Annotated in this window: 20 protein-coding genes; 4 read left to right on the plus strand and 16 right to left on the minus strand. The window is 58.8% G+C overall.

Features of this window, described 5'->3' with window-relative positions; translation table 11 throughout:
* Position 1 precedes the first annotated feature (1 nt).
* The 12 genes from GOV87_RS11045 to trpS form a co-directional block, all read right to left on the minus strand.
* The gene (locus tag GOV87_RS11045; protein ID WP_171124458.1) at positions 2-922 is read right to left on the minus strand and encodes a sulfite exporter TauE/SafE family protein; all 921 of its coding nucleotides are present in this window, start codon (positions 920-922) and stop codon (positions 2-4) included.
* Between the two features lie 338 nt (positions 923-1,260).
* Entirely contained in the window at positions 1,261-2,229 is a 969-nt protein-coding gene (locus tag GOV87_RS11050; protein ID WP_171211779.1) for an ABC transporter permease, read from the minus strand.
* The gene (locus tag GOV87_RS11055; RefSeq protein ID WP_171122531.1) at positions 2,229-3,323 is read right to left on the minus strand and encodes an ABC transporter permease; all 1,095 of its coding nucleotides are present in this window, start codon (positions 3,321-3,323) and stop codon (positions 2,229-2,231) included. The genes GOV87_RS11050 and GOV87_RS11055 overlap by 1 nt, the downstream gene beginning before the upstream one ends.
* Position 3,324: 1 nt before the next feature.
* Positions 3,325-4,854: an ABC transporter ATP-binding protein gene (locus GOV87_RS11060; protein WP_171211780.1), complete on the minus strand. Its 1,530-nt coding sequence runs from the start codon at positions 4,852-4,854 to the stop codon at positions 3,325-3,327.
* Between the two features lie 87 nt (positions 4,855-4,941).
* Positions 4,942-5,940: a BMP family protein gene (locus GOV87_RS11065; RefSeq protein ID WP_171124465.1), complete on the minus strand. Its 999-nt coding sequence runs from the start codon at positions 5,938-5,940 to the stop codon at positions 4,942-4,944.
* Positions 5,941-6,099: 159 nt separating this feature from the next.
* Complete coding sequence (locus tag GOV87_RS11070) at positions 6,100-6,513, minus strand: GNAT family N-acetyltransferase (RefSeq protein ID WP_171211781.1); 414 nt, start codon at positions 6,511-6,513, stop codon at positions 6,100-6,102.
* A complete protein-coding gene (tsaB, locus tag GOV87_RS11075) occupies positions 6,510-7,097 on the minus strand; it encodes a tRNA (adenosine(37)-N6)-threonylcarbamoyltransferase complex dimerization subunit type 1 TsaB (protein ID WP_171211782.1) in 588 nt (195 codons plus the stop codon). The genes GOV87_RS11070 and tsaB overlap by 4 nt, the downstream gene beginning before the upstream one ends.
* Positions 7,087-7,650: a NifU family protein gene (locus GOV87_RS11080; protein ID WP_171124471.1), complete on the minus strand. Its 564-nt coding sequence runs from the start codon at positions 7,648-7,650 to the stop codon at positions 7,087-7,089. Before GOV87_RS11080 ends, tsaB begins: the two co-directional genes overlap by 11 nt.
* Before the next feature lie 69 nt (positions 7,651-7,719).
* A complete protein-coding gene (locus GOV87_RS11085; RefSeq protein WP_171211783.1) occupies positions 7,720-8,313 on the minus strand; it encodes a 2-hydroxychromene-2-carboxylate isomerase in 594 nt (197 codons plus the stop codon).
* A 9-nt stretch (positions 8,314-8,322) separates the two neighbouring features.
* Positions 8,323-8,778 (minus strand): universal stress protein, encoded by a 456-nt coding sequence (locus GOV87_RS11090; RefSeq protein WP_171122517.1) that lies wholly within the window; start codon positions 8,776-8,778, stop codon positions 8,323-8,325.
* Between the two features lie 60 nt (positions 8,779-8,838).
* The gene (locus tag GOV87_RS11095; RefSeq protein ID WP_171211784.1) at positions 8,839-9,702 is read right to left on the minus strand and encodes a branched-chain amino acid aminotransferase; all 864 of its coding nucleotides are present in this window, start codon (positions 9,700-9,702) and stop codon (positions 8,839-8,841) included.
* Between the two features lie 59 nt (positions 9,703-9,761).
* Positions 9,762-10,790, minus strand: coding sequence for a tryptophan--tRNA ligase (trpS, locus tag GOV87_RS11100; protein WP_171211785.1), 1,029 nt, complete (start codon positions 10,788-10,790; stop codon positions 9,762-9,764).
* A gap of 86 nt (positions 10,791-10,876) precedes the next feature.
* On the opposite strand from trpS, the gene GOV87_RS11105 reads away from it, so the two are divergent.
* Positions 10,877-11,563, plus strand: coding sequence for a rhomboid family intramembrane serine protease (locus tag GOV87_RS11105; protein WP_171211786.1), 687 nt, complete (start codon positions 10,877-10,879; stop codon positions 11,561-11,563).
* Here GOV87_RS11105 and murJ read toward each other — a convergent pair whose 3' ends face one another.
* The 3 genes from murJ to GOV87_RS11120 are packed head-to-tail and all read right to left on the minus strand — an operon-like array spanning position 11,564 to position 17,053.
* Positions 11,564-13,105 carry a murein biosynthesis integral membrane protein MurJ gene (gene murJ, locus GOV87_RS11110; RefSeq protein WP_171211787.1) on the minus strand — a complete coding sequence of 514 codons (1,542 nt, stop codon included), beginning with the start codon at positions 13,103-13,105 and terminating at the stop codon, positions 11,564-11,566.
* Positions 13,102-15,921 (minus strand): [protein-PII] uridylyltransferase, encoded by a 2,820-nt coding sequence (locus GOV87_RS11115; protein ID WP_171211788.1) that lies wholly within the window; start codon positions 15,919-15,921, stop codon positions 13,102-13,104. Before GOV87_RS11115 ends, murJ begins: the two co-directional genes overlap by 4 nt.
* Positions 15,881-17,053, minus strand: coding sequence for a penicillin-binding protein activator (locus GOV87_RS11120; RefSeq protein ID WP_171211789.1), 1,173 nt, complete (start codon positions 17,051-17,053; stop codon positions 15,881-15,883). Before GOV87_RS11120 ends, GOV87_RS11115 begins: the two co-directional genes overlap by 41 nt.
* Positions 17,054-17,141: 88 nt before the next feature.
* Between GOV87_RS11120 and rsmI the strand changes: the two genes are divergently transcribed.
* The 3 genes from rsmI to gshB all read left to right on the plus strand — a co-directional run bounded on the left by rsmI (position 17,142) and on the right by gshB (position 19,366).
* A complete protein-coding gene (gene rsmI / locus GOV87_RS11125; protein ID WP_171211790.1) occupies positions 17,142-17,999 on the plus strand; it encodes a 16S rRNA (cytidine(1402)-2'-O)-methyltransferase in 858 nt (285 codons plus the stop codon).
* Between the two features lie 16 nt (positions 18,000-18,015).
* A complete protein-coding gene (locus GOV87_RS11130; RefSeq protein ID WP_171211861.1) occupies positions 18,016-18,372 on the plus strand; it encodes a YraN family protein in 357 nt (118 codons plus the stop codon).
* Between the two features lie 61 nt (positions 18,373-18,433).
* Positions 18,434-19,366 carry a glutathione synthase gene (gene gshB / locus GOV87_RS11135; RefSeq protein ID WP_171211791.1) on the plus strand — a complete coding sequence of 311 codons (933 nt, stop codon included), beginning with the start codon at positions 18,434-18,436 and terminating at the stop codon, positions 19,364-19,366.
* Here the strand turns inward: gshB and GOV87_RS11140 are convergent.
* Positions 19,363-20,874, minus strand: a complete 1,512-nt coding sequence (locus GOV87_RS11140; protein WP_171211792.1) for a YifB family Mg chelatase-like AAA ATPase — start codon at positions 20,872-20,874, stop codon at positions 19,363-19,365. The two genes, gshB and GOV87_RS11140, sit on opposite strands and share 4 nt — an antisense overlap.
* Between the last annotated feature and the right edge of the window lies 1 nt (position 20,875).

Below are 20,875 nucleotides of genomic sequence, written 5' to 3' on the forward strand. Positions count from 1 at the left end.
ATCAATGCCCCCCTTCCGTGCCAAGCGAGTAAAGCTCGGAGGGTTCGATCAGCAAGTCCAGGGCCAGTTTGCCGCAAACAACCAAAACCAACGCCGCCAGAAGTACGCGCAACTGTTCCGCCGGCATCCGTGATCCGATTACTGTTCCGATCTGCGCGCCGACAACCCCGCCGACCAAAAGCAGGACGGCCAGTACGATATCCACCGTATAGTTGGTGGTCGCATGTAGCATTGTGGTAAAGCCAGTCACAAAGATGATCTGGAATAGCGAAGTTCCGACAACGACCTTTGTGGGCATCCCCAGCAGATAGATCATTGCAGGAACCATGATAAATCCGCCGCCAACTCCCATGATCGCGGACAGAACGCCGACGCAAAGACCGACCAGCATAGGCGGGATGACCGAGATATACAGGCCCGAGGTGCGGAAACGCATCTTGAACGGCATCGCGTGAACCCAGCCGCGCTGCCGCCGGGGGGCAGGGGCACCGCCGCCCTTCTTTGATTTGCGCAATGCGTTCAGGCTCTCGACGAACATCAGGCTGCCCACGACCCCAAGAAAGACGACATAGCACAGCGTCACCAACAGATCGACCTGGCCCAGACTTTTGAGATAGTTAAAGACGACTACCCCAAGCGCCGCACCGATCAACCCCCCTGTCAGAAGGACCGTGCCCATTTTGAAGTCGACAGTTCGTCGTCGGAAATGCGCCAGAACGCCGGAAAACGAAGAGGCGACGATCTGGTTGGCTTCGGTCGCCACGGCCACGGCCGGGGGAATTCCGATAAAGAACAACAGCGGCGTCATCAGAAAGCCGCCGCCGACACCAAACATGCCCGACAAGATGCCAACCATCCCGCCCAGCCCCAGCAACAGAAAGGCGTTCACAGAGACTTCGGCGATTGGTAAATAAATCTGCATGACTATTTAACGGTTGAGGCTGGATGCATCGCACGTTGCGATACGGTCCGGCGAAAAGTTACGTAGTTGCGCATTAACGCATCCTGAGGCAGTGAAACAGCTTGGCGACCCGGTTGCGATCCGTCCGATGAAAACACCCGTGTTACGTAATGGAAATTGCGATACCGCCTTTTCCCAATTGTGTTCCAGTGCGCCCCGGACCCCGGTGGGTCTTTGTTCGAGGTCGGATATCATAGGAAACACGCGCATACCTCTTTAGAACCTTTGCGGCATGCAAAATCAACTCTGCATGCCGCTCTGCAGCGAACAGGACTGAAACATGTCCATATCTGGACTTATCAGCGCTCTTTCACATAAGGCTCGCCACCTGCGCGCGGTGGGATTGCTTTGCCCACAAACCCGGCCAGAATGACTACGGTCAGGATATAGGGCAGGGCGTCCATGACCTGAACCGGAATGACAACACCGCCAAGGTCGATATTCTGGAACCGCAACGCCACGGCCTGCAGCAGGCCGAACAACAGGCAGGCCCACATCGCGTGCCACGGGCGCCATTTTGCAAAGATCAACGCAGCCAGTGCGATAAAGCCGCGCCCGGCTGTCATCTCTTTGACGAACCCGGCCTGTAGGGCGGTGGCCAGATACGCTCCGGCAATACCACACAAAACGCCGCAGATCGCGACGGCTGCGAACCGAAGGCCAACAACGGAAACGCCGGCCGTATCCACCGCTGCAGGATTTTCACCCACAGCGCGCAGGCGCAGGCCAAAGCGGGTGCGATACAGAATCCACCATGTCGCAGGAACCAACAGGAACGCCACGTAGACAAGAATGGAGTGCCCCGACAGCAATTCGGAATAGATAGGTCCGATAATGGGAACGTCGCTCAGGGCGTCTGCGAAGGGGAAATTGATCGGCTCAAAACGGCCGCCGCCAAACAGCGACGGAGTGCGGCCGCCCTGCTGAAACCAGCTTTGAGCGATTAGGACAGTCAGCCCCGACGCCAGAAAGTTGATGGCGACCCCCGAAATAAGCTGATTGCCACGAAACGTGATTGAGGCCACGCCATGCAGCGCCGACAGGATCAGCGAAGCCCCGATCCCCGCCAGAAGGCCCAGCCAGACCGAGCCGGTCACGGCAGCCACCGCAGCCGAAAAGAAGGCGGCCATCAGCATCTTGCCTTCCAGACCGATGTCAAAAATACCCGCCCGCTCTGAATAAAGCCCTGCCAGACATGCCAGCAGCAAGGGAGTCGCCAGACGGATGGTGGAATCAAGGACCTGGATGAGCGTTACAAAGAACTCCATCACTGTGCTCCTTTCCGCAGGCTGAGGAACAGCTTTTCAAGCGGCATCCGAACCATGTTGTCCAGTGCTCCGGTGAACAGGATCACAAGGGCCTGGATAACAACAATCAGCTCACGCGGGATCGAGGTCCACAACGCCAGTTCCGCGCCGCCCTGATACAGAAAGCCGAACAAGAGCGCTGCAAGGAACACGCCAAACGGATGAGATCGACCCATCAGAGCCACAGCGATCCCGATGAAGCCTGCTCCCTCGGTCGAGTTCAGAACCAGACGTTCGGCCTCGCCCATTACGTTGTTGATGGCCATCATGCCGGCCAGCGCGCCCGAAATCAGCATCGCGATGATGGTGATACGCACGGGTGAAATCCCGGCATAAACAGCACCGGTTTCGGAATGGCCGTAGGCGCGGATTTCGTATCCCAGCCGAGTGCGCCAGATCAGCGCCCAGACCACGACACAGGCCAGCAAAGCCACAAAGAACGAGATATTCGCAGGCGCGCCGCGGAACAGGGCATTCTCGGCGGTCGAGAACATCGACTGGAACGTCGGAAGATGCACAGTTTCGGGGAAGCGTGCTGTCGCGGGGTCTTGCGAGCCCTGCGGACGCATCACGTTGACCAGCATATAGTTCAGAAACGCAGCGGCTATGAAATTGAACATGATCGTGGTGATCACGATATGGCTGCCACGTTTTGCCTGCAGATAGGCCGGAATTGCAGCCCACATCGCGCCAAACAGCGCCGAGCCGACACATGCGGCCAGCAACGCGATGCTCCAATGTGGCCAGTCAATATACAGACAGACCATGGCAACACCCAGCCCGCCCAACATGGCCTGTCCTTCGCCGCCGATATTGAACATCCGGGCGTGAAAGGCGACAGCCACCGCCAACCCGGTGAACATGAAGTTGGTCGCGTAATACAGGGTGTAGCCCCAGCCATAGGTGGACCCCAGCGCGCCGGTGACCATCAGGTTTACAGCCTCGAGAGGGTTTTCTCCGATGGCGAGGATGACCAGCGCCGACAGGATTGCGGCCAATATCAGACTGATCAGCGGGATCAGGATGACGTCGGCCCATTTGGGCATTTTATCCATATTACGCGGCCTCTCCCGCAACACCGGCCATCAGCAGGCCCAGTTCTTTTTCGTCCGTTTCATGGGGCAGACGCTCACCCATGATATGTCCGTCGAACATCACCGCGATCCGGTCGGACAGCGAGAATATCTCTTCCAGTTCGACAGAAACCAGCAGGATTGCTTTTCCTTGATCACGCAGGGCGACAATCTGTTTGTGAATGAACTCGATCGCGCCGATATCCACGCCGCGCGTGGGCTGACCGACCAGCAACAGGTCGGGGTTGCGCTCGATTTCGCGGGCCACGACGATCTTTTGCTGGTTACCACCCGAAAAATTCTTGGCGGCCAGCCACCCATCTGGCGGCCGGACGTCAAATTTTTCGATCTTACGCTCGGTGTCGGCGCGCAGGGCGGCGTTATCCATGAAGATGCCGCGCTTATACGCCGGGTCCCGGTGATAGCCGAACGCCACGTTTTCCCACGCGTGGAAGTCCATGATCAGACCTTCGCGCTGACGGTCCTCGGGCACATGGGCGATGTGTTGGGCGCGCCGGGCCTGCCCGTCCGATCCAGCACCACTCAGCGCCAGAGGAGAGCCATTCAGCTTGATCGAACCAAGGCCGGGGCGCATTCCGCCCAATACCTCCAGCAACTCGGACTGGCCATTTCCGGCGACACCCGCGATGCCCACGATCTCGCCTGCGCGTACGGTCAGGTCAATGCCCTTGACGCGTTCGACACCGGCCTCATCGACGACCCGCAGGTTTTCGATTTCCAGAATGGGTTTGCCCGGTTGAGCGGGCACCTTGTCGACCTGCAACAGGACCTTGCGGCCCACCATCAGCTCGGCCAGTTCCTGTGGGTTGGTCTCGGCCGTTTTGACGGTTGCCGTCATCTGGCCGCGCCGCATCACGGAAACGGTGTCTGTGGCCTCCATAATCTCGCGCAGCTTGTGGGTGATCAGGATAATGGTTTTACCCTCGGCACGCAGGCGGTCCAGAATGCGGAACAATTGATCCGCTTCGGCCGGCGTCAACACACCCGTAGGCTCATCCAGGATCAGAATTTCAGCCCGACGATACAGCGCCTTAAGGATTTCCACACGCTGCTGCATCCCCACTCCGATCTCGTCGATGCGTTTGTCAGGGTCCACGAATAGTTCATACTCTTCTTCAAGCGCTTTCAGTTCCTTACGCGCCTTTGACAGCGACGGGGCCAACAGCCCGCCGTCTTCGGCGCCCAGAACGATGTTTTCCAGAACGGTGAAGTTTTCCACCAGCTTGAAATGCTGGAACACCATCCCGATGCCGGCTGCGATCGCTGCCTGACTGTCTGGGATGTCGGTTTTGGTACCGTTGATCCAGATCTCGCCCTTATCGGCTTTGTAAAAGCCGTAGAGGATGCTCATCAGCGTGGATTTGCCCGCACCGTTTTCACCGATGATCCCATGGATCGTACCGGGGGCAACGCTGATCGAGATGTCTTTATTGGCCTGAACCGGCCCAAAGGCTTTGGAAATCCCTTTGAGCTCAATGGCGGGGACGGTCATGTCTTGTCCTTGGGTTGCCGAAAGGCCGCGATGCACAACGCGGCAAAATGGGTGCGAGGCGGAGGTCAGCCCCCGCCTCGCGCGATATCAGAACTGCAGTGCCGGGCAGGTGTCGTTCTCGTAGTACGCAACCACATTGATGTCGCCATCAATGATGCCCTTGCGCGCGGCTTCGACAGCATCGGCCATCTGTGCCGAGACCAGTTCCTTGTTGTTGTCGTCCATGGCGACGCCAACACCGTCTTCGGCAAGACCCATGGTGAACACGCCGGTTTCGACGTTTTCGCCTGCGGTCATTGCGTCATAAACCGCAACGTCCACACGTTTCAGCATCGAAGTCAGAACCTTGCCCGGGTGCAGGTGGTTCTGGTTGCTGTCCACGCCGATCGACAGGATGCCTTCGTCGGCAGCGGTTTGCAGAACACCCACGCCGGTACCGCCTGCGGCTGCATAGATCACGTCAGCACCCTGGCTGATCTGCGCCTTGGTCAGTTCCGAGCCCTTCACCGGGTCGTTCCATGCGGCAGGGGTGGTGCCGGTCATGTTGGCAACCACTTCGATATCAGGATTCACTGCCTTGGCACCTTGTGCGTAGCCGCAGCCAAAGTGACGGATCAGCGGGATATCCATGCCACCGATGAAACCAACAGTCCCGGATTCAGACGCCATGGCCGCCATCATGCCAACCAGATAAGAGCCTTCATGCTCGGCAAAGCTGACCTGACGAATATTCGGTGCATCCAGCCAGTTCACGTCAACAGCGACGAACTTGGTGTCCGGATAGTCACCTGCAACGGCGGCAAGCGGGTCGGCCATCGCAAAGCCCATGGTGATGATCGGGTTCGCGCCTGCTTCGGCAAAGCGGCGCAGGGCCTGTTCGCGCTGCGCTTCGGACTGAAGCTCAATCTCGCGGTATGTGCCGCCGGTCTTGTTGGCCCAACGCTGTGCGCCGTTATGTGCGGCTTCGTTGAACGACTTGTCGAACTTGCCACCCAGGTCAAAGATCAGGGCCGGTTCGGCCAATGCGGCACCCGCAGTCAGAGCGACGGCGGCGGCAGCGCCCATCAAGGATTTCATCAGGCTCATTTCATACTCCCGTTTGTTATTGTCGGTCGGAGCCAAAATAGCCCCGTTTACCCACTATGAGCGAGCATAACTCTTGTGATGGCGGGAATTAAGGACGTTTGCAACAGCCGTGGTCAACAGATTTTTGACCATCTGGTCGAATTAATTCGCTGCCTGATGTCAGGTCAGGGTGAATTCCATGACAACGGCATCAATTTTATTATTGTTTTCCTGCTGGTAATACCCTTTGCGCAACCCGCAGGGGCGGTATCCGATCTGCTCATAAAGAGCGATCGCAGGAGAGTTGTTCTTGGCTACTTCCAGAAACGAACGGGATGCGCCTAAATTTTTGGCTTTGGTGTGCCATTCGTTCATACGCAGTTTTGCCAGCCCCTGACGCTGAAGTGTGGGGTGCGTTGCAATGGTGATCAATTCCGCTTCGTCCGCGATCACCTGAAACAGAGCGAAAGATTTTGAATTTCCAACGACATGCGTGAACCGGTTTGACAGCAGGTCGGCAAATTCGGCAGCCGTCCACGGGCGGGATTGCGTGAACGCCGCCACATGAGTTTCGGCCAGCTCTTCCGGTGTCATTCGTCCAGCAATGCCGGTGGAACGTCCCGTGAAGGGGCGGCATCGGCCGACCTTATGTAAAGAGGTGCCGGAGGTTCAGTTACAGTTCGCCACCGATGCGCCGCGATGCGTGCGATGGCCCGGACCTGTTGATTGGCGTCATCATTGAAGGCCAGCGGGCCAAGTGATTCTGCGGATTCCAGAGTTTGTAGCGTGGGACCGGTTTCCGGGGTCGAGATATATACCTGATCTCGCGGCGCGCGGATTGCCGGAATTCTGTCCTGAAAATCCGCACATAGTGCCTCGAAGCCCGACACACCGACTGCGGGAACCCCCAGACCAAGGGCCAGCCCGCGCGCAGCAGAAACTGAAATCCGAATACCAGTGAAATTGCCCGGCCCGATCCCGACGCCAATCGCGGACAGATCACCCCATGTGCGCCCAGCTTCTGCAAGAACCTCTTCCAGTAATGGCATGAGGCGTTCGGCCTGGCCGCGGGTCATAACCTCGACCTTTGACGTGACAATGTGGTCGCCCTGCAACAAAGCGGCCGCGCAATGCGCGGCCGATGTGTCGAAAGCCAGAATAACCGGTTCAGACGGCAACTGGGCGAACCTCGGTCACTTCGGGAATGTAGTGGCGCAGAAGGTTCTCGATCCCCATTTTCAACGTCAGGGTCGAGGAAGGGCAGCCCGCGCAGGCACCTTGCATGTGCAGATAGACCACGCCCCGGTCAAATCCGTGGAAGGTAATGTCGCCCCCATCTTGCGCCACGGCAGGCCGAACGCGGCTGTCCAGAAGGTCTTTGATCTGGTTCACAACCTCAGCATCTTCACCGGTGTGTTCTGCATGGCCAGAAGCTGTGGTCGCGTCCGACGCCATGACCGGCTGGCCGGATTGATAGTGCTGCATGACCGCGCCAAGAATGGCCGGTTTGATATGGTCCCACTGCACGTCATCCGATTTGGTGACGGTCACGAAATCGTTGCCAAAGAAAACGCCAGTCACGCCATCAACGGTAAAGATACGGCTCGCCAGAGGCGATTTTTCTGCCGCTTCCGCTGTTGGAAAGTCTGCGGTGCCAACCTCCAGCACGGTTTGGCCGGGCAGGAATTTCAGCGTTGCAGGGTTCGGCGTGGATTCGGTCTGGATGAACATGGCGCGGCTCCGTTTTCGTTGCTCATGATATGCGGGTCCGTGCGCAGGAAGTCAAGATTTGGAACCGTTCTAAATTGTGGTGGCAAACCTGACCGCATCCTCCAACCGATCATCCCCCCAAAACAGTTCCCCGTCCACCAGAAAGCTGGGGGCGCCAAACAGCCCATTATCCTGCGCTGTTTTTGTCTGTGTTATAAGCGCGGCCTTGACTGCGGGGTCCTGCGTCTTGTCAAGCAGGTCCTGCGATAATCCGGCTTCGGCAAGGCATGCGCGCAATACAGCGTCGTCCGCGATGTTTTGCCCATTTGCAAACTCTGCCGAATAAACTGCGCGGCTGAACGCGGCTCTTTGCGCGTGATCTTCGATGGCCAACGTAAGCCGCGCCGCCTTCAAGCCGTTTTGTGGAAATGGATTGGGTTTTTGGAAGGGCAAGTTTCGCTGCGCCGTCAGTCGTTCCATGTCGCGCCACATGTAGCGGCCCTTGGCCGGGTACAGGTTGAACGGAGAATTATCCCAACCCTGCGACGCGAAAATCGGCCCCAGCAGAAAAGGCTGCCATTCGACAGTGACCCCGTGGCTGGTCGCGACGTCCTCGATACGCATCGCACTGAGGTAAGAATAGGTCGAAGCGTATTCGAACCAGAACTGAATGCTATGCGGCATGGTTAGGCCTCAGGTGATTTCTTCCAGCTTTTCCTTGCTTAGATCGCCGGGAACAATCGTGATCGGAATGGGCATGCTGCCAGAATTCTTGGTGAGTTGAGTTACCAATGGCCCGGGGCCTTTCTTTTCGACACCAGCGCCCAGCACCAGCACGCCGATCTCGGGGTCGGACTGTACATGTTCTATGATCTGCGCCACCGGTTCGCCTTCGCGAATGGCCAGTTCCGGGTCGACACCCTGTTTGTCGCGCATCCACTTCGCGAATACCTCGTAATGGGCGTGGATACGTTCGCGGGCTTCCTCGCGCATCACTTCGGCCACACCGATCCAATGGTTGAATTCATCGGGGGGGATGACCGATAGGATCGTCACACCGCCGCCCGTATGGGCCGCACGCATCGCTGCAAACCGCATCGCGTTCAGGCATTCGCGGCTGTCATCCAATACGACCAGGAACTTACGCATGGGTGTCCTCATTCATTTCGGGCGATCATGCCCGACCTGATGCGCGCTGGCAACCGATGCCTAACGCGTGCTGGCCGCCCAATCCCAATACAGCTCGCGCGCACGTCGGGCGATGGGCCCCACCTGATATTGCGTATCCTCCAGCGCCGTGACCGGGGTGATCTTGCTCATGTTGCCGGTCATGAAGACTTCATCAGCCTTATGGAAATCATCAAAGGTCAGGACGGATTCGTGCACGGTCACGCCATCGGCACGCAGGTTTTCGATGTGGCGCGCGCGCGTGATCCCGGCAAGGAAAGTGCCATTGGGGGTGGGGGTGAAGACCTCGCCGTCACGAACCATGAAGATATTGGCAGTAGCGGTTTCAGCTACATGCCCAAGAGCGTCAGCCACCAGGGCATTTGCAAAGCCCTTGGACCGGACCTCTTGCAGCATCCTCGCATTGTTCGGGTAAAGGCAGCCCGCCTTGGCGTTCACAACGGCTGATTCCAGAACCGGACGGCGGAAGCGCGTGTATCCCAGCGTTGCTGAGGCGGTCTCGGGGGCCATCGGAATTTCTTCCAGACAGATGGCAAAGCCGGTGCTGTTTTCCTGCGGGACAATCGCGGTCGCGTCCCCGTCGATGCCCCAGTACATCGGGCGGATATAAACGGCAGAGCCGTGCGCATAGCTTTCAAGACCTTCGCGCACGATCTCGACCATCTGATCTGTCGTCACTGTCGGTGTCAGCATCAGCGCCTCGGCCGAGCGGTTCACGCGGGCGCAATGGGCCTGAAGGTCGGGTGCCAGCCCATCGAAATACCGCGCCCCGTCAAAGACTGACGATCCCAGCCATGCACCGTGATCAGCCGCACGCATGATCGGCGCGTCCCTGTCATGCCATTGACCTTCGAAATAGGTACGGATGTTTTTGCCGACTGCCATGACGCCCTCCCAAGCTTTGCGGCAAACCTAGGAAGACGCAACGGCAACGTCCAGCGCAATCAGCCCTGTTTTGCGCCGACCATGCCCACGATGTCGTAGGTCTGCTGCAGGATCGGGGCGGCAATCGCGCGTGCTTTTTCCGCGCCATTGGCCAAAATGCGATCAATCTCGGCCTCTTCACCCATCAGTCGCGCCATCTCGGACGAGATCGGGGCCAGTTTCGACACAGCCAATTCCGCCAGCATGGGCTTGAATTCTCCGAACTGCTTGCCGCCAACCTCGGCCAGAACCTGCTCGGCGGTTTGGTCGCTGAGGGCCGCGTAGATATTCACCAGATTGCGCGCTTCGGGTCTTTCCGACAGGCCGTCAACTTCTGAGGGCAGGGCATCCGGGTCCGTCTTGGCCTTGCGGATTTTCTTGGCAATGGCGTCAGCGTCATCAGTCATGTTGATCCGCGTCATGTCCGACGGGTCCGAGGAGGACATCTTACGCGACCCGTCCCGCAGGTTCATCACGCGCGGCGCGGGGCCACCGATCACGGGCTCGGTCACTGGGAAGAACTCGACACCATAGTCATGGTTGAACTTGATCGCGATGTCGCGGGTCAGCTCCAGATGCTGCTTTTGATCCTCACCCACTGGCACGTGCGTTGCGTGGTAAGTCAGAATGTCCGCCGCCATCAGCGCCGGATAAGCAAACAGGCCAAGCGAAGCGTTCTGTGCGTTCTTGCCCGCCTTGTCCTTGAACTGCGTCATCCGCTGCATCCAGCCCATGCGAGCGATACAGTTGAAAATCCACGCCAGTTGCGTGTGCTCGGGCACTTGACTTTGGTTGAACAGGATAGATTTCTCGGGGTCCAGCCCGGCGGCGATGAAACCGGCGCAAACCTCGCGGGTTTTTTCACGCAGACGGGCGGGGTCTTGCCAGACGGTGATCGCGTGCAGGTCGACCATGCAATAGATGGTCTCGTAATCTTCGCCCTGCATATCCACAAAACGCTTGAGCGCACCCAGATAGTTACCAAGGTGCAGGTTTCCCGAAGGCTGGATGCCGGAAAACACGCGCGGTGTGAACTGGGTTTCGGTCATCGAAGGGAACTCCCGTCTGGAAAAATCAGCCCCCGTCGCTTACCCATGAGGTCAAGGGACGTCAACAGCCGCGAAAGGCCAGCCCAATGAGCAGTGAGCATTATACGCCAGCCGTGAACCCTCTGCCGCCCGTTGTGGTGGCGTTGGTTCTGTTCATCTTCGGGATCGAGCTGATCTTTATGCTGGGCTCACGCGGGCTGGTCGGAGGGCCGTCTGCTGTTGGTTGGCGGCTGGACGCGTTGCAGCAGTATTCGTTTTCGCCCGACATCTTTGACTGGATGGTTGAGAATGGCCGGTGGCCTTTCGAACATCTGATCCGTTTCGTGACCTATCCGTTCGTGTCGGCCAATTTCACCCAGGCCGTCTTTGTCTGTGTCTTTGTGTTGGCCATGGGAAAGATGGTGGCCGAAGTGTTTGGCAGCGTGCAGATGCTGGTAATCTTTGTGCTGTCCGGTATCGGCGGCGCACTGATCTATGCCGTGCCGCTTGATCCGCAATATCCGCTGGTCGGAGGATTCCCCCCGGTCTACGGCCTGATTGGAGCGTTCACGTGGATTTTGTGGCGAAAGCTGTCGCTGGTCGGAGAGAACCAGTCGCGCGCCTTCAGCCTGATTGCGGTGTTGATGGGCATTCAGTTGCTGTTCGGCCTTCTATTTGGCGGAACGCTGGATTGGGTCGCTGATCTGGGTGGGTTTGCCACCGGCTTTGGCCTGTCGTTTTTTCTGGCTCCGGGTGGCTGGGCGCGGATCGTGGGGCGTATACGGCGGGATTGATCACGACCGGCGCAAAGCTGTCTTGAACTCAGACACCTTGAAAGCGCCCATTAGGTGACCAAGAAAGAAATACGTGACGGCGGCAACCAAGATCAGCAGCATCAATGCAAGATACCGCCAGCCGGGTACGTGAAACGCCCAGCCAAACAGGTGAATGGCGGCGAAAAGCACAACGCCCATCCCGGCAGACGCAGCCATGATGCGCCACGCACGATGTTTGAAACGGTCATCAAACCGGGCTTCTTCCCCCATGCGCCGTGCCCCGATAATCAGCAGCCCGACCATGGCCCAGCCTGCGACCGAGGCCGCGATCGCAGGCGCAATCCATCCCACCACCGGATACAGCCCAAAGGCCAGCCCAGCGTTGATGATCATGGCGACCACCGCATAGTGAAAGGGCGACCGCGTGTCCTCGCGCGCAAAGAACAAAGGTTGCAGCAGCTTTTGCAGCATGAAGGCGGGCAGCCCAATTCCGTAAATCGCGACGGCAAGGGCCGTCGCCGCCGTGTCTTCGGCGCTAAATTGACCGCGTTCGAACAGGACTGAAACCAACGGATTCGGAATGATCACGAAAGCCACGGTCGACGGGATCGTCAGCAGCAGCGTGAACTCTCCCGCGCGCGAGAACGCGTTGCGTGCGCCGTCCTTGTCATCGGCGCGCAGGCGTCGTGACAGGTCAGGCAGCAGGACAATGCCAACAGCGATGCCGACGACGCCCAAGGGCAACTGGTACAGGCGGTCGGCTGCAAATAGCCAACTAACGGCCTTTTCCGTCTTGGACGCCACAAGCTGTCCCACCACAAGGTTGACCTGCGTCACCCCCATGGCGAGCGCCGCAGGAACAGCGATGCGCACCATCCGCCGCATCTCGGGGCTGAGTTTTGGTAGCCCGGGGCGAATGCTGAATCCGGCACGCTCGGTCGCGACCCAGACCAACGCCAGTTGCGCAATACCGGCCAGCGGGATTACGGCGATTAGCCAGCGGATCACTTCCCCGCCGGACATGGCCCCGGCGATCAGAGCGGCACAGGCAAAGACATTTAGAAGAACCGGCGCGGCCGCAGCAGCCGCAAACCGGCCTGTAGCGTTCAAAACGCCCGAAAACAACGCGGCCAATGACATGAAAAGGATGTATGGGAACAGCACATAACCGTAGTCGACCGCCAGATCGAACCGTTCATCGCCGTAAAACCCTTCGGCCGTTACCCAGACCAGAGCGGGCATGAAAACCATTGCAAGCCCGACCAGTGCCATCACCGCCGCCGCAAGCAGGTTGAAGGCATCCTGTGCAAAGCCCTGCGCGTCCTCTTCGCCCTCCAGTCGTTTCGAGAACATCGGCACAAACGCGGCGTTGAATGCACCTTCGGCGAAGAATCGGCGGAACATGTTTGGCAGGCGAAATGCGGCGACAAACGCGTCCATCACTGGCCCCGGCCCGATATAGGCCGTAAGCAGAATTTCACGCAGAAACCCCAATATCCGACTGGTGAGGGTCCAGAACCCGACCGTGAACAGGCCCGAAAACAGCCGGATCTGCTTCATGAGGCTGCGCGCTTGGCGCCCTCGGTGATGGCTTTGCGCAGCTTGGCCTCCAGTGTGCGCTGTTTGCCTTCCGAGTGGTATTTCAGCCCGAACATGTCTTTGACATAGAAGGTATCGACCACCTGCTCGCCATAGGTCGCGATCACGGCGTTTGCCACATAGACATTGGCGGCGGCCAGCGTGCGGGCCAGATCATACAGTAGGCCGGGGCGGTCGCGCGTATCCACTTCGATGATTGTGTAAATCTCGGACCCGTCATTGTCGAAGATGATATGGGTGGGCACGTTAAATGCGCGCTCACGCTTCTTGATCTTGTCGCGGGTTTTCAGGGCATCGCGCGCGACCACTTCACCCTTAAGCGTTTTGTGGATCATCTGCGTCAGGCGCGGCAGTCGGCTGGACTCGAACGGGCGTCCCTCGGCATCCTGAATCCAGAACGCGTCGGTCACATATCCGTCCTTGGTGGTATAGCTGCGTGCATCGACCACGTTTGCTCCGACCAAAGCCAGCGCCCCCGCAATACGCGCAAAGATACCCGGGTGGTCGCCCATGGCAAAACAGGCACGCGTTGCATCCCGATCTTCGTCCGGGTGCAGGCGGATTTCCATCCCGCCTGAATCCCCGTTGCGATCAAGGTCCCTAAGCATCTCGGCGAACTCGACATGCGTTGAAAGGTGCAGACCTTGCCAATAGGGGTCATAGTGCCGAGCAGTTTCCGTCTTCAGGTCACCCTTTGACCATTCGGCCAGTTTCGCGCGCAACGCTTTCTTGGCGCCCGCACCGCGATTGGCACGGTTAAGGTCTTCCATTCCTGTCTCAAGTGCGCGCTTTGTTTCGGCGTGCAGGGCCCGCAGCAGAGTTGCTTTCCAGTTGTTCCAGGTATCCGGCCCCACACCGCGGATATCGCAGACTGTAAGAACCGTCAGCAGGTCCAGCCGCTTAACCGTTTTCACCGCCTTGGCAAAATCCCTTACCGTGCGCGGGTCCGAAATATCGCGCTTTTGCGCCATGTCGGACATCAACAGGTGATACCGCACCAACCATTCGACGGTTTCCGCATCCTTCTTGTTCAGCCCCAAACGGGGCGCGACCTTGCGGGCAATCTGCGCGCCAAGGATAGAATGATCTTCGGGCCGTCCCTTGGCAATGTCATGCAACAGCAGCGCCACATACAGGACCTTGCGATTAATGCCCTCTTTCAGGATTGACGAGGCCAACGGTAGGGATTCCACCAACTCACCGCGCTCGATCTGGGCAAGGTTTACGATGCACTGGATGGTGTGCTCATCCACCGTATAGCTGTGATACATGTTGAACTGCATCATTGCGACGATGTGTTCGAATTCCGGCAGGAAAGCAGACAGAACCCCCAGTTCGTTCATTCGGCGCAAGGCCCGTTCAGGGTTTCCGTGCTTCAGCATCAGATCAAGGAAAATGCGCTGGGCTTCCTTGTTTTCGCGCATGTCCTCGTCGATCAGATGCAAGTTCGCGGTAACCAGTCGCATCGCGTCGGGATGGATCAACATTCCGGTGCGCAACCCCTCTTCAAAGAGGCGCAGCATGTTCAGCTTGTCGACAAGGAACTGGTCCGGGTCGGCGACGTTCAGTCGACCGTGAACGACGCGAAAGCCGGGTTTGACCCGGGGGCGGCGACGCAGAATACGTTCAAGCAAAGCCGCACCTTTCATGTGGCTTGCTTCCAGTTTGGTCAGGAAAATACGCGTCAGTTCCCCGACTTTCGTGGCCTCGCGGAAATAGCGCTGCATGAACACTTCTACGCCGCGGCGTCCGGCCCTGTCTTCGTACCCCATGCGATCGGCCACTTCGACTTGCAAATCGAAGGTCAGTTGTTCAGTGGCCCGTCCCGTCACCAGATGCAGGTGGGAACGCACTGCCCACAGAAAATCTTCGGCCTGAACAAAGGTGGCGAATTCGTCCGGCGTGAACAGACCAAGGGGCACCAACTCGGCCACATCCTGTACGCCGTAGATGTATTTGGCGATCCAATACAAAGACTGAAGATCCCGAAGCCCGCCTTTACCTTCCTTCACGTTGGGCTCGACCATGTAGCGCTGGCCTTGCTTTATGTGTCGCTCGTCACGTTCCTGTAGTTTGGCTTCGATGAAGGCACGCTCGGTGCCCTTGAATAGATCTTCGCGCAGCCGTTTTGTCAGATCGCCGGCAAGCGTTTCGTCACCTGCCAGATAACGCTGTTCCAGCATCGCGGTACGAATCGTGAAATCGTCGCCGCCAAGCCGCAGGCAGTCTTTGATGGTGCGTGAGGAATGCCCGACCTTTAGCCGCAGGTCCCAGAGGATATAGAGCATGGACTCGATCACGCTCTCGGCCCAGGCGGTAATCTTGTAGGGGGTCAGGAACAGAAGATCGACGTCTGATGCCGGGGCCATTTCACCGCGCCCATATCCCCCCACCGCCAGTACGGCAATCTTTTCACCCTGTGTCGGGGTGGCCAGCGGATGCAGGTCCAGGCTTGCCACTTGCATGGCAGTGCAGACCAGACCGTCGGTCAGGTAGGTATAAGAACGGGTCAGCGGACGCGCATCGAAGGGACGTTTGGCAAATGCGTCGGCAATGGCCTGACGCCCGGCTTTTTGGGCATCGCGCAGTATTCGCACGGTTTCATTGCGCCGTGCGGCGTTTTCCGATGTCTTTTTGAAGGCCTCCGACAGTTGCGCCATAACAGAGTCACTGTCGAATATGTCATCAGCCGGGCATATCAGTTCGCCGCGCGGAACGAGGGTCAGCGCGGGCCGATCAGAAGCCAGCGCCAGAGAAGCTTTGTGGGGCGGAGTCAATCACTACTACCTGTTTATTCTGGATCGTGGCGACAGCCAGACCGCGTTCGTTCGTACCGTCCGAGCGTAGGCGGAAAATTCCGCCAACACCTTGGAAACCGGCATTTTGTGTTAGTGCCGACGCTGTCAGCGCATTCGACTTACCTTGGCTGACCAACGCAGCGATCGCCGCGATGCCGTCATAGGCCAGGCCGCTGATCGGATGCGGCGCTTCGCCATAGGTATTGTTATAGCGCTGGCGATAGGCTTGTGCCTTGGATGGATCGGGCAGCGCAAACCACCCGCCTTGCACGCCCGGCAGCTCAAGCGTCTGGGCGGGGATGTCCCAGCGCGTCAGACCCATAAACTGCGTCGTTGCAGGCGAAACACCAGCTTCGGGCAGCAATTGCGAATACAGCGGCAATGCCCCCGCTGTGGTTGCGGTCAAAAAGATGGAATCGGCGCCTGACGCATCGACCGTGGCCTTGATCGTGGGTACCGAGTTGATGACACCTTGCTGTGAGCGGTCATATGCGACCGTACCGGCGTTGTTAACCCGGCTGCTGCTTAGCGCATTGGCGATCGCCGACTGGCCAAGCTGACCTGCGGCGTCATTGCTGTGGACGATCACGGCACCGGTTTTTCCCTGCGTACCGGCGAAGTTCACAAGGCGATTGGCCGTATTCTGGAACGTCGGGCCCAGAACAAAGACATTTCCACCCGCGATGCTGGTATTGTTCGAGAAAGACAGCACGTTGACGTTATTGTTCAGGACAGCAAGCCCGGCAGAGTTTGCCGCCTGCGCGTAAACGGGGCCAAGGATGATTTTCGCCCCGTCTGCCACAGCGCGCTGTGCGACCTCGGCGGCGGTGTTGGAACTGCCTTGTGTATCGTAGACCCGCAGATCAATCGTCACGTTTTGCAGGTCGGCCATTGCAAGGCGCGCGGCGTTTTCAAGGCTGCGTGCCAATGCTGCGTCACCAGACTGGGGTGAACCTGCGGGCACCAGAAGGGCAACAGGAACAGGCGCGGAGGTATTGATTGATGGTCCACCACCCAGATTACCTGTCTCACAGGCAGCCAGAAATGCGGCAGTTGCCAGCACGGCGGCGGTTTTCGCCAGTTTGCGAACGGGCTTGCAATGGATAAACATCTAAATGAAAACTCCCTGTCCCGGCGGCTTGGAGTACCGCAAGTCTGTTATGCCGCAATAATAAACGTCACGCTGTGAGGGTCCAGCTTTGAATCACCAAAAAGTCAGATTGGGCGCGGGCCTGTATTTTGTTGCCACTCCGATCGGAACGGCGCGCGATATTACGCTCAGGGCGTTGGATCTGCTGGCTTCGGCAGACATGATCGCGGCCGAGGACACGCGCAGTCTGCGGCGGCTAATGGAGATCCACGGAGTTCCGTTGGACGGGCGTCGGATACTGGCCTACCACGATCACAGCGGCGTAGGTGCGCGGGGTAAGATACTGGACGCGCTGCAGGCCGGTCAGTCGGTGGTCTATGCGTCCGAGGCCGGGATGCCGCTGATCGCCGATCCGGGTTATGATCTGGGAAAACAGGCGGCTGAGGCCGGCCATATGGTGACTTGTGCACCGGGTCCTTCTGCTGCGTTGATGGCCCTGACCCTTGCAGGCCTGCCGACAGACGCGTTCTTTTTCGCAGGGTTTCTGCCGAACGCGTCGGGTGCACGCCGAACACGGATCGAAGCGTTAAGGGATGTGCCCGGAACGCTGGTGTTCTACGAATCGCCAAAACGTGTGGCCGCATCTTTGGCGGATCTGGCACATGTTCTGGGAGGGGATAGGCAGGCCGCAATGTGCCGCGAGTTGACTAAGAAATTCGAAGAGGTTCGGCGCGGCACGCTGGGCACGCTTGCAACCGAGATCGCGGGGCAAACCGTCAAAGGCGAAATTGTTCTGCTGGTGGATCGCGGGCATTCGGAAACCGTTAACGAATCTGACGTAGAAGAGGCATTGAAACGTGCCTTGGAGACGCATTCAGTGCGCGATGCTGCTGACCTTGTATCTGAAATGTACAAGTTGCCGCGCCGACCGATCTACCAGAAGGCATTGAAGCTGGGAAAGGGGTGAAATGTCTAGGCGATCCGTGCAAAGCTCTGTGTCTTTTCACGCGGGGCAGACTGCGGAATTGCGAGTGGCGACAGATTACGAGCGTCGCGGATTCACCATCCTGCATCGTCGTTGGCGTGGCGCGGGCGGGGAAATCGACCTGATCGCCCGAGACGCCAAAGGGCTGGTTTTCGTCGAGGTCAAGAAAAGCCAAAGCTTTGAAATGGCTGCCGCTCGGATCAATCGCCGACAGATGAGCCGCATTTGCGCCTCTGCCGCGCAATTTCTGGAGAATGAACCGGGTGGTCAACTCACTAATGTTCGGTTCGACGCGGCGCTGGTGGATGCCTCGGGCGCTGTTCAAATTATTGAAAACGCCTTTGGTCAGGACTGACACCCATTGAACCCTTGGGCGCGCTGGGCCATGTATCTGGCGTGAAACTGAGGGACACGCCATGAAAATCGCCTTTCAGATGGACCCGATCGGGGCCGTGGATATCAATGCCGACAGTTCCTTCCGCCTTGCGGAAGAAGCACAGAAGCGCGGCCATTCCCTGTTTTTCTATGGGCCGGATCAACTGGCCTATCAGGAAGGTCGCATAACGGCGCGCGGTCAGGACATGACGGTGCAGCGGATTGCCGGGAACCCGGCCGAGCTGGGCTCCGAGCGTGAGGTTGATCTGGCCGAGTTTGATGTTGTCTGGCTGCGGCAAGACCCTCCGTTCGACATGCATTACATCACGTCGACGCATTTGCTGGATCGCCTCAAAGGGCAAACGCTGGTGGTCAATGATCCGTTTTGGGTGCGAAACTATCCCGAAAAGCTGCTGGTGCTGGAATTCCCGGAACTGACCCCGCCCACAACCATCGCTCGGGATTTGCAGACGATTAAGGCGTTCAAGGAAAAGCACGATGATATCATCCTAAAACCACTTTACGGCAACGGTGGCGCGGGCGTGTTCCGGTTGGATGCAAATGATCGCAATCTGACGTCGCTGCATGAACTGTTCACCGGGTTCTCGCGCGAACCGCTGATCGTTCAGAAGTTCCTGCCTGACGTCAGCAATGGCGACAAGCGTGTCATTTTGGTGGATGGAGAGCCGGTTGGCGCGATCAACCGTGTTCCGGCGGCAGGCGAAACCCGGTCAAACATGCATGTCGGCGGGCGTCCTGAAAAGATCGGCCTGTCCGAGCGCGATCTTGAAATTTGCGCCGCGATTGGGCCGTTGCTGAAGGAGAAAGGCCAGATTTTTGTTGGGATCGACGTAATCGGCGATTACCTGACCGAGATCAACGTGACCTCACCCACCGGCATTCAGGAGCTAGAGCGGTTTGACGGCGTCAACATCGCTGAAAAAATCTGGCAGGCAATTGAGGCCAAGGTCTAAGACGCGGCTTGTGCGCTGACGCGAAAGCTCAGCGCCTCAGCCACATGGGGCCGTTTTACATCCGGTGCCCCGTCCAGATCGGCAATCGTGCGCGCCACCCGCAAAATACGGTGAAAGGCGCGCGCGGATAGGCCAAACCGTTCAGCGGCCTTCAACAGCAATTCTTTGCCTTCGGCGTCTGGCGCTGCGATTTCTTCCAGAACGGCACCTTCCACATCCGCGTTCTGTCGGGTCGATGTGCCCTCGAACCTCTGCGCCTGAACAGCACGTGCCTGTTCCACGCGCGCGGCAACAGTGGCCGAACTGTCGCCGGATGGGGGCAGATCAAGATCGGTAAAACCGACTGGCGGCACTTCGAGGCGCAGATCAAACCTGTCCATCAGTGGGCCCGAAATGCGGCCCAAATAATCCTCGCCACAGACCGGTGCGCGGGAACAGGCGCGGGCGGGGTCCGTCAGATAACCGCATTTGCAAGGGTTGGCGGCGGCCACCAACATAAAACGACAGGGATACTTCACATGCGCATTGGCCCGGGCGACCATGACCTCGCCCGTCTCGATCGGTTGGCGCAGGGTTTCCAGAACTGTGCGCGGGAATTCCGGGAATTCGTCCATGAACAGCACACCGTTGTGGGCCAGAGAAATTTCCCCCGGTTTCGCGCCTTTTCCACCGCCAACGATTGCAGCCATCGAAGCGGTGTGGTGCGGTTCCCGAAACGGACGGGTGCGGCTGATGCCGCCTTCGTCCAGCAAGCCGCAAAGCGATTGGATCATCGAGGTTTCCAGCGCCTCGGCCGGGGTCAGCGGCGGCAGAATTCCGGGCAAACGTGCGGCCAGCATGGATTTCCCCGACCCCGGCGTGCCGATCATGATCAGGTGATGTCGCCCGGCGGCGGCGATCTCGAGCGCGCGTTTGGCCCGTTCCTGTCCTTTCACATCCCGCAGGTCGCGGGCGCTCGGTGCAAGGCTGACCTCGCCGGGTTGGGCGGCGGATAACGGGGCCTGGCCTGAGAAATGTCGCACCACATCCCCCAACGATCCGGCCCCTATTACCTGCGTGGCGTCGACCCATGCGGCCTCTGCGCTGGAGGCTTTGGGGCAGAGCAGTGCTCGGTCTTCGGCGGCGGCAGTCATCGCCGCAGGCAGGGCGCCAACCACGGGAACCAGCGACCCGTCCAGCGACAGTTCACCCAGTGACACCGCGCCTTCGGCGGCGTCGGGGGGGATGATCTCGAGCGCAGACAGCAGCGCGACGGCGATGGGCAGGTCGAAATGGCTGCCCTCTTTCGGCAGGTCGGCAGGTGACAGATTGATGGTGATGCGTTTCGACGGTAGCGCGATCGCCATGGAACTGAGCGCGCTACGGACGCGGTCGCGGGCCTCGGACACGGCCTTGTCGGGCAGGCCAACGATGGAAAAAGCGGGCAGGCCCGGCGAGACAGCGCATTGCACCTCGACGGGGCGGGCCTCGACCCCTTGGAAAGCGACGGTATGTGAGCGGGCGACCATG

It is taken from the genome of Ruegeria sp. HKCCA5426 (genome assembly GCF_013034585.1).
Lineage (GTDB): Bacteria > Pseudomonadota > Alphaproteobacteria > Rhodobacterales > Rhodobacteraceae > Ruegeria.